The 12899-nt window shown below is 62.6% G+C and carries 13 protein-coding genes; 7 read left to right on the top strand and 6 right to left on the bottom strand.

Features of this window, described 5'->3' with window-relative positions; all coding sequences use genetic code 11:
• Complete coding sequence (locus WDU96_RS06895; protein ID WP_337337770.1) at positions 1-1050, bottom strand: zinc-dependent alcohol dehydrogenase family protein; 1050 nt, start codon at positions 1048-1050, stop codon at positions 1-3.
• Positions 1051-1084: 34 nt separating this feature from the next.
• Positions 1085-1471, bottom strand: a complete 387-nt coding sequence (locus WDU96_RS06890; protein WP_337338401.1) for a YchJ family protein — start codon at positions 1469-1471, stop codon at positions 1085-1087.
• 393 nt (positions 1472-1864) lie between these two features.
• On the opposite strand from WDU96_RS06890, the gene WDU96_RS06885 reads away from it, so the two are divergent.
• The 3 genes from WDU96_RS06885 to WDU96_RS06875 all read left to right on the top strand — a co-directional run bounded on the left by WDU96_RS06885 (position 1865) and on the right by WDU96_RS06875 (position 4192).
• Entirely contained in the window at positions 1865-2413 is a 549-nt protein-coding gene (locus WDU96_RS06885; RefSeq protein WP_337337769.1) for a hypothetical protein, read from the top strand.
• 8 nt (positions 2414-2421) lie between these two features.
• Positions 2422-3207 carry a hypothetical protein gene (locus WDU96_RS06880; RefSeq protein ID WP_337337768.1) on the top strand — a complete coding sequence of 262 codons (786 nt, stop codon included), beginning with the start codon at positions 2422-2424 and terminating at the stop codon, positions 3205-3207.
• Between the two features lie 61 nt (positions 3208-3268).
• A complete protein-coding gene (locus WDU96_RS06875; RefSeq protein ID WP_337337767.1) occupies positions 3269-4192 on the top strand; it encodes a 5'-3' exonuclease in 924 nt (307 codons plus the stop codon).
• On the opposite strand, the gene WDU96_RS06870 is transcribed toward WDU96_RS06875, so the two are convergent.
• From WDU96_RS06870 to trpD, 4 genes are all read right to left on the bottom strand, one after another.
• On the bottom strand, positions 4189-5526 hold the full coding sequence (locus WDU96_RS06870) for an MFS transporter (protein WP_337337766.1): 1338 nt from the start codon (positions 5524-5526) through the stop codon (positions 4189-4191). The two genes, WDU96_RS06875 and WDU96_RS06870, sit on opposite strands and share 4 nt — an antisense overlap.
• A gap of 41 nt (positions 5527-5567) precedes the next feature.
• Positions 5568-6563 (bottom strand): PHP domain-containing protein, encoded by a 996-nt coding sequence (locus WDU96_RS06865; RefSeq protein WP_337337765.1) that lies wholly within the window; start codon positions 6561-6563, stop codon positions 5568-5570.
• Between the two features lie 20 nt (positions 6564-6583).
• Positions 6584-7093, bottom strand: coding sequence for an aromatic ring-opening dioxygenase LigA (locus WDU96_RS06860; protein ID WP_337337764.1), 510 nt, complete (start codon positions 7091-7093; stop codon positions 6584-6586).
• Positions 7094-7194: 101 nt separating this feature from the next.
• On the bottom strand, positions 7195-8262 hold the full coding sequence (gene trpD, locus WDU96_RS06855; protein WP_337337763.1) for an anthranilate phosphoribosyltransferase: 1068 nt from the start codon (positions 8260-8262) through the stop codon (positions 7195-7197).
• Between the two features lie 220 nt (positions 8263-8482).
• On the opposite strand from trpD, the gene ctaE reads away from it, so the two are divergent.
• Genes ctaE through qcrB form a run of 4 tightly spaced genes read left to right on the top strand, consistent with a single transcriptional unit; the run spans position 8483 to position 12843 of the window.
• Positions 8483-9082, top strand: a complete 600-nt coding sequence (gene ctaE, locus WDU96_RS06850) for an aa3-type cytochrome oxidase subunit III (RefSeq protein WP_337338400.1) — start codon at positions 8483-8485, stop codon at positions 9080-9082.
• A gap of 19 nt (positions 9083-9101) precedes the next feature.
• Positions 9102-9902 (top strand): cytochrome bc1 complex diheme cytochrome c subunit, encoded by an 801-nt coding sequence (qcrC, locus tag WDU96_RS06845; protein WP_337337762.1) that lies wholly within the window; start codon positions 9102-9104, stop codon positions 9900-9902.
• 35 nt (positions 9903-9937) lie between these two features.
• Complete coding sequence (gene qcrA / locus WDU96_RS06840; RefSeq protein ID WP_337337761.1) at positions 9938-11017, top strand: cytochrome bc1 complex Rieske iron-sulfur subunit; 1080 nt, start codon at positions 9938-9940, stop codon at positions 11015-11017.
• Positions 11017-12843 carry a cytochrome bc1 complex cytochrome b subunit gene (gene qcrB, locus WDU96_RS06835; RefSeq protein ID WP_337337760.1) on the top strand — a complete coding sequence of 609 codons (1827 nt, stop codon included), beginning with the start codon at positions 11017-11019 and terminating at the stop codon, positions 12841-12843. Before qcrA ends, qcrB begins: the two co-directional genes overlap by 1 nt.
• The last annotated feature ends 56 nt before the right edge of the window (positions 12844-12899 follow it).

The following is a 12899-nucleotide window of genomic DNA, read 5'->3' as shown; positions in this document are numbered from 1 at the left end:
CTAGGGCCGCAACATGACCTTGGTCGCACGACGCTCGTCCATGGCCGCATACGCCTCGGCGGCCTCTGCCAGCGGCAGTACGAGATCGAACACCTTGCCCGGCTGGATCGCCCCCGAACGCACGTCAGGCAGCAACGCTTCGATGTAGCCGCGCACGGGTGCAACTCCCCCGTTCACCCCGACGTTGCGGCCGAACATGGCGCCGATCGGCAACTCTGGTCCACCGTTGGGCACGCCTACGTAGCCGACCATTCCACCTGGCCGCGTGGAGCGAAGCGCTTGGTCCATCGACTCTTTGGTTCCCACGCATTCGAGCACCCGATCGGCTCCGACTTCGTCGGTGAGTGCTCGAACAGCTTTGACACCAGCATCCCCTCGTTCTTCGACGATGTGGGTGGCGCCGAACTCTCGAGCGAGCGCTTGACGCTGGGGGTGCCGCGACATCGCGATGATCGTGGTCGCACCAAGTCGCTTGGCCGCGATGATCGCGCAGAGACCCACCGCACCGTCACCGACCACGGCGACCGAATCGCCGGCGCTCACGCCGGCCGAAACTGCAGCGTGGTGGCCGGTGCCCATCACGTCGCTCAGGGTCAGCAGCCCTGCGATCTCGTCATCACCGACCGGGCCAGGAACGACGGCGAGCGTGCCATCAGCAAGGGGAACTCGCACGCGCTCGCCTTGCGCTCCATCGGCGAAGCCGCCGAGGCGATCGTCGCTGCCCCACCACCCGCCCTGTGTGCACGAGGTGCTGACTCCGTTGCGACAGTTGACGCAGGTGCTGTCGCAGACATAGAACGGCGCGATGACGAAATCCCCGGCTTTGACCTTCGCAACATCTGGGCCGACTTCTTCGACGATTCCCACGAACTCGTGACCGATTCGATGAGGCTCGTTGGTTTCTGTCACGCCGCGGTACGGCCAAAGATCCGATCCACACACACAGGCAGCGACGACGCGAACGATCGCATCGGCTCCGGTCGACAGCGCTGGATCAGCAACCTGTTCAACGCGGATGTCTCGGGCAGCGTGAATAACGGTGGCAAGCATGTGTCGAGCATAGGCGCGCGCGACGGTCAACGGGCTATGAGGGTGCTACATCGCCGTCAACGTAGTACCACCGGCCGTACGCGCGTCGGAACCTGCTGTGCTCGCTGAGCTGCCCCGATTCGTCGCCAATGTGCCAAGCAGCACGGAACGCCACGAAACCTTCATCACCTGATTCACCTGCGTCGATGATCTCGAGCTTGTTCCAGCGCAGCTGCGGGTCGAGCTCGAGATCTTCAGGTCTTGTGAGGGGGTGCCATGTCGCGCGAAGGTAGTGCTCGTTCCCAACAACGAAGGCGGCATACCGTGAGCGCATCAATCGCTCAGGCGAAGGCGCGATCTCGCCGTTGTGCAGCGGCTGACAGCACTGTGCGAACCGGCTGCCACTTGCACACGGGCACGCCGCCGATGGCACAACGACCATAAACCCTTTGCCTGTTGGCGAAACTGCTGGTCCGAATGACATCGTCGCCCTCCTAAGCGGCAGGTATAGCAAGCACAGGCGTGCTTCTATGCTGGCGTACGGCCCAGCCAAAGCATCCTCCCAGGTCACACGCGCACTGTAGGTGTCGTACTCGCGAAACCGAACCCCCGCGGAGACGCGCGATACCCGAAACGCGGATCGTCGATCGACGCTCTCACTCCCCCTGGGGCGCAGAGAGTGGCGTGTTCGATCCGCTCAGAGCCGGCGATCATTTCCCCCGATGATTGCCGGCTCTGTGTCTCGGAGCGACTGCGGCGTTCGCTGCCCCCGAGGCGAAATACGGGGTGTGGATAACTCCGATCAGTAGCGCTCAATCGCGGCTACCGTAGTGGCGTGATCCACCGTCTCGCTCGCATCACCGCCGTCGGCGCGGTGCTGACAGCTGTGCTGGTCGGCTGCACCGCCCAGCCTGACCCCACCGCGACGCCGACAGCGGTGTTCTCGAGCGATGAAGAAGCATTCGCCGCCGCCGAGGCCACGTACCGTGCCTACGTCGATGCGCTCAACGCAGTGGACCTGAGCGATCCTGAAACCTTCGAGGACGTCTACGCCTGGACGACTGGCGATGCGAATGCTGGTATTCGTAAGTCGCTTTCGACAATGCACGCTGAGGATCTCACCGTCACGGGAACGACGGTTCTGATCCTAGTGCAGGCGAGCTCGCCCCAGCCGGTTCGGTCGTCAGAATCCGTCGCACTCGATGCCTGCGTCGATGTCAGTGCTGTCGAGGTGAGCCGACAGGACGGAGCATCCGCGGTAGACCCCGCCAGGTCGGACGTGCAGTCGGTGCGAGTCACCCTTACTCGGAACCCGGGCGCCCCGTTCAACTACCTGGTCGCAGAGCTGGCCAGCCGTGACGGAGAACCACAATGTGGCGAGTAGTACTAGTGGTGGCCCTGAGTGTAGGGCTGCTGGCTACCGACTTCGCTGAAGCGATCGCCAATAATTCACCGTGCGACGACGCAACTATGTGGACGTGCGATCTAACAAGCGACAACACCCAACTCGACATCTCGGCCAGCGAGACGGTTCCGGGTGGCGGCGGATCCGATGGGTCCGATTCGTCGGGAGGCGGCGGCCACAACCAATCCCCCGGTAGCCCTGCGCCGGGAGATGACGAAGATATCTTCATTGGCTGTTCGACGCAGTACGTCCTCTGCAACGGCCAGTTCACGATCGTGAGTCTTAGTGACATCACTCTCGAAGATCTGGCGTCGTTTCGACCGCCAGCTCCATCGTTAAGCGGTGAGCCGCTCGGTTTTGGTCTTCTGGGCGCACCGACAAACCGTGTAGCTCAAGCACAGTCGAGCGAGTTCGCGGCCACGATTCTTGACATGGACGTCGTCGTGCGTTTCACGCCCGCCACCTATGTGTTCGACAACGGCGACGGCTCCACCACCACATCAGCAACGGGCGGCGCTTCGTGGGAGTCGCTCGGGGCGCCCCAGTTCAGCCCCACTGACACGTCTCACACTTACCTGACGACCGGCAACTATCCCATCTCACTCACGGTGCAGTTCGCACCCGAAGTTCGCCTCGACACTGGCACCAACTGGTATCGCGTACCTGGCACGATCACCGCCGGAGCGCCGACGTACTCGGTGCAGATCGTCGAAGCTCGCACGGCTCTCGTCGATCGAACCTGCGATCAAGACCCTGACGGTCCTGGCTGCTAGCCAGGCTGTCGCATCCCTCAGCGCCCCACAACATGTCGATGCCGCGTGACAGGATGAGATCGTGACCGACCGGATGATGTTGCTTGACAGTGCTTCCCTCTACTTTCGCGCTTTCTACGGGGTGCCCGATACTGTGCGCGCCCCCGACGGCACGCCGGTGAACGCCGCGCGGGGCTTTCTCGACATCATCACGAAACTCATCACGCTGTACGAACCCACCCACCTCATCGCGTGCTGGGACGACGACTGGCGCCCGCAGTGGCGTGTCGACCTGATTCCGACCTACAAAACGCACCGCGTCGTTGAGGTCGTCGAAACGGGTGCTGACGTCGAAGAAGTGCCCGATCCACTCGAGGCGCAGATTCCCCTCATCCGCGCTGCTCTCGGCGCGCTCGGCATCCCGATCGTCGGAATCGCCGACCACGAAGCCGACGACGTCATCGGCACCCTGGCCACGCGCTCGACAATTCCCGTCGACATCGTCACCGGTGACCGTGATCTCTTTCAACTCGTCGACGACGCTAGCGACGTGCGAGTGATCTATACCGCGCGCGGCATGAGCAATCTCGAGGTCGTCACTGACGCCACGATCACGACGAAGTATGGCGTGACTCCGCAGCAGTACGCCGATTTCGCGGCGATGCGCGGCGACTCGTCCGACGGACTGCCCGGCGTGCCTGGCATCGGCGAGAAGACCGCCGCCACACTCCTGGCCGCACACAGCAATCTCGTGGGGATTCGATCCGCCGCTGCCGAGGGCATTGGCATGACGCCGGGCGTGCGCAACAAGATCCTCGCCGCATCGGACTACCTTGACGTCGCCCCTAAGGTCGTTGAAGTCGTGCGCGACCTTGAACTCGCTGACGTCGATTCTCGCCTCGCGCCCCTCGCATCCGCCGAACTCGACACCGCTCAGGCGCTTGGTGAGCAGTGGTCGCTGGGCACCGCAATGTCGCGCATAACAACAGCGTTGAACAAGCGCTAGCGAGTCGCACGCCTCGCAAAGACGACCGCGCTGACCAGCGCAACGCAATACAGCGAAGAGAGCACGAGCACGAGCGTCAACGGCGCCGACCAGCCACCAGATCGCTCGTGCAGCAAACCGATAACCGGCCCGCCAAGGGCGCCGATGGCATAGCCGAAGCCCTGAACCATGGCAGACAGCCCGGCAGCCTCACCATCGCTTCGCGACACGGCGACGAGTGCACTGAAGATCACGACGAAGCCACCCGCGTGTCCTACCGCGCCGACAGCAAGCCACGCCCACAAGAGCTGTGGCGCGGCGAGCAGGCCGATCGACACGGTCAGCCACGAAACACAGATCACGAAGGGCGCGACCCAGCGCGGGGCGAAGCGGCTCAGCAACGGCACGACAAACGCTCCCGCGATTCCCACGCCTTGATAGATGGATGCTACGGCCCCTGCCGACGTAGCATCCAGATTCAGTTCGTCGGCCGCGAACGATGGCAGCCACGTCGTCAGCCCGTAGTAGATCGTGCACTGCAACGCGAATGAAGCGACGAGAAACCAGGCGACAGGCCGCTTCAGAAGTGATCGCGAATCACGGCTTCCGCCGATGACGGGCAACGGACCAGTGATTGCCGCGCTGTCGAGCTCGTTGCCAGCGCTGTCTCGCACAACCTTGGCTCGTAGAACGGGCGAAGTAGGTTGGGTGGTGTCGAGCGCCGCCGTCTGCGTGGGTTCGCCCGAGAGCCCGTCACCGTCACGGAAGGCACGGCGCGAGCGGCGAATGTGCACCGCCCAGAGCGCGATGCCTGCGACGGTGAGCACCGACCAGCTGAGCAGCGCCGCATTCCATCCGATCACTTCGGCCAGAGGTGCGGTGCCGAGCGAGGTGATGAGAGACCCCACGTTCAGAGTGGCGGCGTATGCCGCAGTCACCAGAGCGACACGGTCGGGCGGCACGTCGCGTCGGATCACGACGGGAATGACGACGTTTCCGACGGTGATGAACGCGCCGATGATGAACATCCCGGCGAGCATCCAGCCGAATCCGGGCAGCGCACGCACGAAGGTCCCCACGAGCACACCCGAAAGCGACAGCATCAGCGCGAGTTCTGCACCCGCTCTTCGAATCACGAGCGCAGCCAGCGGTGTCAGGGCAGCGAACATCAGCACGGGCGCGGTTGTCAGCAATCCTGCAGTGGCCGCGCCGATGCCGAAGTCTTGCTCGATGAGTCTCAGCACTGCGGTAGGCGCCACGATCGGGCCGCGAAGACTCATCGCTGCGAGCAGAACGCCCGCCACGACCAGCCATGGCATCCCTCGTCCGACGCGGGAGCGAGTGTCGGAGTTCACCACCCGAGTCTAGGAGGCCGCCGCGTCTCGCCCCGCTGCGCTCACCTGTTCCGTCTCGTCCACTCCAGCAGCCGCTCCAACGGCCAGGTCGTGACGATCCGCTCTGGTGGCACGCCTGCCGCTTCGGCTCTCGCCGCTCCGTGGTCGACCAGCGACAGCTGTCCCGGGGCATGCGCATCAGAGTCGATCGCGAACAGACACCCCGCTCGCAGCGCGAGCTCGATCAACTCATCTGGCGGGTCCTGACGTTCCGGCCGAGAATTGATTTCCACCGCCACGCCGTGTGCGGCGCAGGCGTCGAACACGGCTTTCGCGTCGAATGCAGACGGCGGTCGCGTGCCACGGGAGCCTTCCACGAGCCTTCCCGTCACATGGCCGAGCACATCGATGTGCGGTCCTGAGACCGCAGCGATGAGCCGACGAGTCATCGGCGCACGCTCCATTCGCAATTTCGAGTGCGCAGATGCAACGACCACATCGAGTTCGTCAAGCAGTTCGGGTTCTTGATCGAGGTCGCCATGATCGAGAATGTCGACCTCGATGCCGGTCAGCAGCGTGAAGCCAGGCGCACTCAGGCCGCGCACCATCTCGATCTGCGTGCGCAGCCGTTCAGGGCTGAGCCCGTTCGCGACACGCAACCGGGGCGAGTGATCGGTGAGCGCAAGGTATTCATGACCGAGGGAGCGCGCAGCATCCACCATCAAATCGATCGGGGTGAGCCCATCTGACCAGTCGCTGTGCGAATGCAGGTCTCCGCGCAGCAAGCTTCTGAGAGACGATTGCTTCTCAGCCCCCACGCGCTCGCGCAGATCGAGCAGATACGCGGGCACACCGCCTTGCAGGGCTTCTTGAATCACAGCCAGAGACGAATCTCCGACGCCCTTGAGTCTTCGCACCCGCGCCGTATCGCGCAGCTCTTCGTCGCTCAGGCCAGCGATGGCGTCTGCTGCCGCTCGAAACGCCTTCGACCGATACTTCGACGACCGCTCCCGCTCGAGGAGCGCGGCAATCTCAGCGAGGGCTTCGTGCGCGTGCATCGCCGATCATCTCATTTCCGTCAGGGTGCGAAGGTCGCCTTCTTGACAACCACGGGGGCGCTCGCCATGCGGCGGAAAGACCACCCGAACATGATCGACAAAATGCCGATTCCGATCGCAAACGCCGACACCCCGAACGCCACCACCGACGTGAACAGCGACGCGCGAAGGAACGAGGCGTTCATCACGGTCGCGCGCGTCGGGTCATCCATCGGCAACTCGGCATAGGTCTGGCCCCCAGAAGCCTCGAGCGCATGGTGCTGAATCGTCTCGGCTTGCACGTACGCCGTGAGCGGCCCCGCTACCTGCTGCCCAGCGAAGGCCGAGGCGTCATCAGGAACAATGATGTTCTCAGCGCGTAACTGAGACGACACCATGATCCACGCGGTAAGACCAACCGCGATGAGCAAGATCCCGGCGAGAACGCCCAAGGTTCCGACGACTTTGACCCCGCCTAGGCTTCGGGCTGGTGGCTCAACTGCTGCGGCTTGGGAATCAGAAGTATTTGAGTTCGAAGTTGACTCGGTCATGATCGCCCTCCGTGGCTTCGCTGTGTGCTGGCGCGGTGTGCGCTCCTGCCGACCACGCTATCGGTGTGGGCACAGTCGACGGAAGAGGTCGAAATGAGACATTACGCGTGGCCGCCGAAGGCTTGAGTGGCGCTCACCCAGTCGCGAAGAACAGTGGATGCAGCACCACTGTCAATCGCAGCAGCAGCGTCGGCAAGCGCCTCGCCGAGACGCGTGACGATGGGCCGCTGCACTTGCGCTGAATCAAGGAACAGCCGATACGCCACCATTCCCGCCGCAGCATTCAACAGCACGATGTCGCGCACTGCTCCCGTTTCGCCACTCAAGACACGCCGAACGACATCCGCGTTGTGCGAGGGGTCTCCCCCGAGCAGATCGTCGATCTGCGAGAGCGGAATGCCGAGATCTCGAGGATCGAGGTCGTGCTCGTGCACGTCACCACGACTGACCTCCCACAATCGGCTGTGTCCGGTAGTCGTCAATTCGTCGAGACCGTCATCACCGCGGAAGACGAGAGCGGTGGCGCCGCGAGTTTGAAAGACCCCCGTGATCAGCGGCACACGGTCGAGCTGGGCGACACCGACCGCGTTGGCTTCAGCACGCGCGGGGTTGCAGAGCGGCCCGAGAAAGTTGAAAACGGTGGGAACACCCAGCTCGGCCCGCGTTGGTCCCGCGTGGCGAAAACCCGGGTGGAACGCTGATGCGAACGCGAACGTGATGCCCGCTTGATCAAGAGTCTCGGCAACCTGCTCCGGCGTAAGTGTGAGGTCGAGGCCGAGCGCACTCAGCACGTCTGACGATCCCGAAGCCGAGCTCGCCGCGCGGTTGCCATGCTTAACTACCGGAATTCCAGATGCCGCAGCTACCAGAGCGGCCATCGTAGAAATATTGACAGTGCCAAAGCGGTCGCCGCCAGTTCCCACGATGTCGAGCACGGCCGAGTTCACAGGCAACGGCAACGCCGCTTCGAGGATCGCGTCACGGAAGCCGACGACCTCATCAACGGACTCCCCCTTCGCACGCAGCGCGATGAGAAATCCAGCCAGCTGTGAAGGCGTCGCCTCGCCCGACATGATCTTGCGCATCGCCCATGTCGATTGCGACACGCTGAGGTCACGTTCCTTCAGCAGATCGGTGAGAATTTCAGACCAGTTGTAGAGCTCCGCCATAACGCCAAAGCCTATCCGGATGCTGCGCCGCCACGATCCGCGCCATCACGAGCGAGTACTCGTTTGCGTGCATCGGGACTTCCTGGACAACTCACGGCGCATTCTTAGGCCGCCCTAAGACGGTATTGAGACAAAACAGTGAGCCGGGATGGGAATACGATCGCTCATCATCCGACATAATGGATCTGTGACGACCTCTACAGCGACCTACTCCCAGGCCATGCGGTCCGTCAAGCGGCCGGATCCGGTCGCTGTCGGAACCATCGTGTGGCTCGGCAGCGAAGTTATGTTCTTCGCGGGCCTCTTCGCCATTTATTTCACGCTTCGCAACGCATCGCCGGAGCTGTGGGCGGAGCGCACCGAGCTACTCAATGTGCCGTACGCCCTCGTAAACACGATCATCCTGGTTCTCTCGTCGGTGACCTGCCAGATGGGCGTGTTCGCGGCAGAGCGCTTCCAGCCCTACAGCACGAAGAAGCGCGGCTGGCTCGGCTGGGGCATGGTGGAGTGGTTCTGGCTCACCTTCATCCTCGGCGCGATCTTCGTCTCGGGTCAGGTATGGGAGTACGCACAGCTCGTCGCAGAGGGCATGCCGATCGCCGCTGACTCATACGCCTCGGCGTTCTACATCACGACCGGTTTCCACGCTATCCACGTGACAGGCGGACTCATCGCATTCCTCCTCACGATCGGCCGCGCGTACGCCGTCAAGAACTTCGGCCGCAAGGAAATGACCACCGCAATCGTCGTGTCTTACTACTGGCACTTCGTTGACGTGGTGTGGATTGCCCTGTTCGCCGTCATTTACTTCCTGAAATAGAGCGGAGCTGATTCCCGACATGGCACGTGACACCCCGCGCCGCTCCTCCGGCCGCCGCAGCCCTTGGGCTGCCGCCGCCCTCATTGGCATCGGCCTTCTGATCACCGGCGGCGTATACGCCGGAGCATCGGCGGCAATGGCCTCGACTGAACCGACCGCCGTCGCCTCGACGCTGACCGTTGAAGACGGCCAGAAGCTGTTCCAGGCGAACTGCGCAACTTGCCACGGTCTCGACCTGCAAGGCTCGGAAGAAGGCCCCGCTCTTTACGGAGTCGGCGAGCTTTCCGTTCACTTCCAGATGAGCACCGGACGCATGCCGCTGCAGATGCAGGGTCCGCAGGCTCCGCAGAAGCCCGTGCAGTTCACCGATGAGCAGATCGCCGCAATCGGCGCCTACATTCAGGACGCCGCCCCTGGGCCCAGCTTTCCCGACGCAGAGGTTCTCGACGGTCAAGGCGACGAATCGCATGGTGGAGAGCTCTTCCGCATCAACTGCGCAATGTGCCACAACGTGGCCGGCGCCGGTGGCGCACTCACCGAGGGCAAGTACGCCCCCGCGCTTCACACCACCAGCGAACTGAACATGTACGCGGCAATGGTGACTGGGCCGCAGAACATGCCGGTATTCAACGACATGACTCTCACTACCGAAGAGAAGCGTGACGTCATCACCTACCTCCTCTATCTGCAAGACAATGAGTCAGCCGGCGGGTTCTCGCTCGGCTCACTCGGTCCTGTCTCTGAGGGCCTGTTCATCTGGATATTCGGCATCGGCTCGCTGATCGCCATCACCGTGTGGATCACGGCGAAATCCAACTGATTTATCGATTCACGTAAGCACTGACGAGGAGCAGCATGGCACACGAGGACGACGCCCTCGAGCACGAGAGGGCTTCATGGAAGCCGTCCCCCGGGCTCGCGGTCGCGGTCACCGACCCAGTGCAGAACCCGGGTTTGCCTCCGCACCGCACGCGGATGACCGACCAGGACCCAGCGGCAATGAAACGCGCCGTACGCACGGTCTACACGCTGTTTTATGTTTCGGTCGCGGCGAGCATCTGGGCGATCGCTGCCTACATGCTCTTCCCGATCGAGAGCGGCCGGATCATCGACATCCGTCACAACAATCTCTTCATCGGATTGGGCATCGCGCTAGCGTTGCTGGCGATTGGTATCGGAGCGATCCACTGGTCGAAGGCGATCATGTCGGACAAGGAGTTCATCGAACCCCGACACGCCACTCGTGGCCGTGACGTCACGCGCGCGGCCGCCATTCAGGTGTTTGACGAAGCCAACGAGGAGTCGGGCTTCGGCCGTCGCACCGTGATCCGCAACTCGATGATCGCCGCTCTCGTGGCCTCCATCGCACCCGGTATCGTGTTGTTCCGCGGTCTCGCACCTTTCGACTCTCCTGAGCACCCCGACGCCGGAAACCCCGTCGCCCTTCTCAGCCACACCATGTGGAAAGAAGGATCGCGCCTCGCGCACGACCCCACCGGTGAGCCGATCCGTGCCGCTGACCTCACCCTCGGTTCTGCCGTGCACGTGATTCCGCAGGAACTCGCAGAGCTCTCGCACCACGACGGCTACCTCGAAGAGAAGGCGAAGGCGATCGTTCTGCTGATGCGTCTTCTGCCAGACCAGCTGATCGAGTCCGAAGAGCGCAAGGACTGGTCGTACAACGGCATCGTTGCGTACTCGAAAGTCTGCACGCACGTCGGCTGCCCTGTTGCGCTGTACGAGCAGCAGACTCACCACCTGTTGTGCCCATGCCACCAGTCGCAGTTCGACGTGACTGACGAGGCAAAGGTCATCTTCGGGCCCGCTGCGCGCGCATTGCCGCAGCTGCCGATCACCGTTGACGATGAGGGCTACCTCATTGCGACGAGCGACTTCAACGAGCCTGTAGGCCCGAGCTTCTGGGAGCGCCATTGATGAGTACCGTCACCGAGCCTCAGAACCAGGCCGAAGCTGAACCACGAGAGAAGCCTCTCGGCGGTCGGTTCATCGGCGCCACCGCGAACTATCTCGATGAGCGCACGAGTCTTTCTGGCATCGTCAAAGAGCTAGGTCGCAAGATCTTCCCCGACCACTGGTCATTCATGCTCGGCGAGATTGCACTGTGGGCGTTCGTCGTTGTGTTGATGTCGGGAACGTTCTTGACGTTCTTCTTCGACGCATCGATGGTTGAGACGCACTACTACGGTGCCTACCTGCCGATGCGAGGAATCGAGATGTCGGCCGCTATGGCGTCGACCCTCGAGATCTCGTTCGACCTGCGTGGCGGATTGCTCGTTCGCCAGATTCACCACTGGGCCGCCCTTGTATTCGTCGCCGGTATCGGCGTGCACATGCTTCGCGTCTTCTTCACCGGCGCGTTCCGCAAGCCGCGCGAGCTCAACTGGGTGATCGGGTTCATCCTCTTCATCCTTGCGATGGCAGAGGGCTTCACCGGCTACTCGCTTCCCGATGACGTGCTGTCGGGCAACGGACTGCGAATCATCGACGGCATGGTCAAGGGCATCCCAATCGTCGGAACGTGGATCTCATTCCTGCTGTTCGGCGGTGAGTTCCCCGGAACCGAGATCGTTGGACGTCTTTACTCGCTCCATATCCTGCTTTTGCCGGCGATCCTGGTCGCGCTGCTCGCGGCCCACCTCATGTTGATGATCATCAACAAGCACACGCAGTTCGCCGGACCCGCTCGCACCAACGACAACGTCGTGGGCTACCCGATGGTCCCCGTGTACATGTCGAAGATGGGTGGCTTCTTCTTCATCACGTTCGGAGTCATCGTCTTGGTGGCGTCGCTGTTTACGATCAACCCGATCTGGAACTACGGCCCCTACGACCCGTCGCCTGTCTCGGCTGGTACGCAGCCTGACTGGTACATCGGCTTCGCAGACGGTGCGCTGCGCCTGGTTCCCCCGGGCTGGGAGTTCGTGCTGTTCGAGCGCACTTGGTCGTTCAACATCATCGCTCCCCTCGCTGTGCTCGGTTTGTTCATCGTGCTGGTGCTCATCTACCCGTTCATCGAAGCGTGGGTCACGGGAGACAAACGTGAGCACCACATCGCTCAGCGACCACGCAACGCGGCAACGCGTACGGCGATCGGTGCTGCTGGCGTCACCTTCTATGCGGTCCTGTGGGCTGCAGCGTCATCAGACATCATTGCGACGCACTTCTGGCTCACGATGGAAGGTGTCATCCACACCTTGCAGGCTCTGCTCATTCTGGGCCCGATCATCGCCTACTTCGTCACGAAGCGCATCTGCATCGCGCTCCAGAAGAAGGACCGTGAGATCGCCCTGCATGGCTACGAGTCCGGACGTATCGTGCGTCTTCCCGGCGGCGAGTTCATCGAAGTTCACCAACCCGTGGATGAGTACGAGCTCTTCAAGCTCGTCGATGTCGAGGCGTACGAACCTCTCGTAGTGCGACCGAACGCTAAGGGAAACATCCCCTGGACCGAGAATGTTCGCGCTTCGCTCTCGCGGTGGTTCTTCGAAGACCGCCTCACGCCTATGACGCAGACAGAGCTCGAAGCTGCGCGCGCCCACCAGCACCACGCTCTCGATCACATCGCTGAAGAAGAGCACGCCGAGATCCAGGGCGCTCATGAGCGTGCCGGTGTTCCGGATGCTCCGCACGTTCCGATCGACGACGGTCACCAGTCAGAGACCTCGGTGCACCCGTCAAACGTCATCATTCCTGAACCTGGCCAGGAATCGAAGGACAAGAACAAGGACGACAAGAAGTAGCACTAACGCAATAGCCCCTGTCGCTCCCCCGTTTTGCGGGGCGCGGCGGGGGCTAT

This window comes from Microbacterium marmarense, from assembly GCF_037204165.1.
Classification (GTDB): Bacteria; Actinomycetota; Actinomycetes; order Actinomycetales; family Microbacteriaceae; genus Microbacterium; species Microbacterium marmarense.
This window is presented reverse-complemented; position numbering and strand designations above follow the sequence as displayed.

What these genes read in the sequence shown, in the direction of transcription:
- WDU96_RS06865 (WP_337337765.1), bottom strand. Translation starts at nt 6,563, where the DNA reads ATGCACGCGCACGAAGCCCTCGCTGAGATTGCCGCGCTCCTCGAGCGG.
- trpD (WP_337337763.1), bottom strand. Translation starts at nt 8,262, where the DNA reads ATGGCGGAGCTCTACAACTGGTCTGAAATTCTCACCGATCTGCTGAAG.
- WDU96_RS06860 (WP_337337764.1), bottom strand. Translation starts at nt 7,093, where the DNA reads ATGACCGAGTCAACTTCGAACTCAAATACTTCTGATTCCCAAGCCGCA.
- qcrB (WP_337337760.1), top strand. Translation starts at nt 11,017, where the DNA reads ATGAGTACCGTCACCGAGCCTCAGAACCAGGCCGAAGCTGAACCACGA.
- qcrC (WP_337337762.1), top strand. Translation starts at nt 9,102, where the DNA reads ATGGCACGTGACACCCCGCGCCGCTCCTCCGGCCGCCGCAGCCCTTGG.
- WDU96_RS06895 (WP_337337770.1), bottom strand. Translation starts at nt 1,050, where the DNA reads ATGCTTGCCACCGTTATTCACGCTGCCCGAGACATCCGCGTTGAACAG.
- WDU96_RS06890 (WP_337338401.1), bottom strand. Translation starts at nt 1,471, where the DNA reads ATGGTCGTTGTGCCATCGGCGGCGTGCCCGTGTGCAAGTGGCAGCCGG.
- qcrA (WP_337337761.1), top strand. Translation starts at nt 9,938, where the DNA reads ATGGCACACGAGGACGACGCCCTCGAGCACGAGAGGGCTTCATGGAAG.
- ctaE (WP_337338400.1), top strand. Translation starts at nt 8,483, where the DNA reads ATGCGGTCCGTCAAGCGGCCGGATCCGGTCGCTGTCGGAACCATCGTG.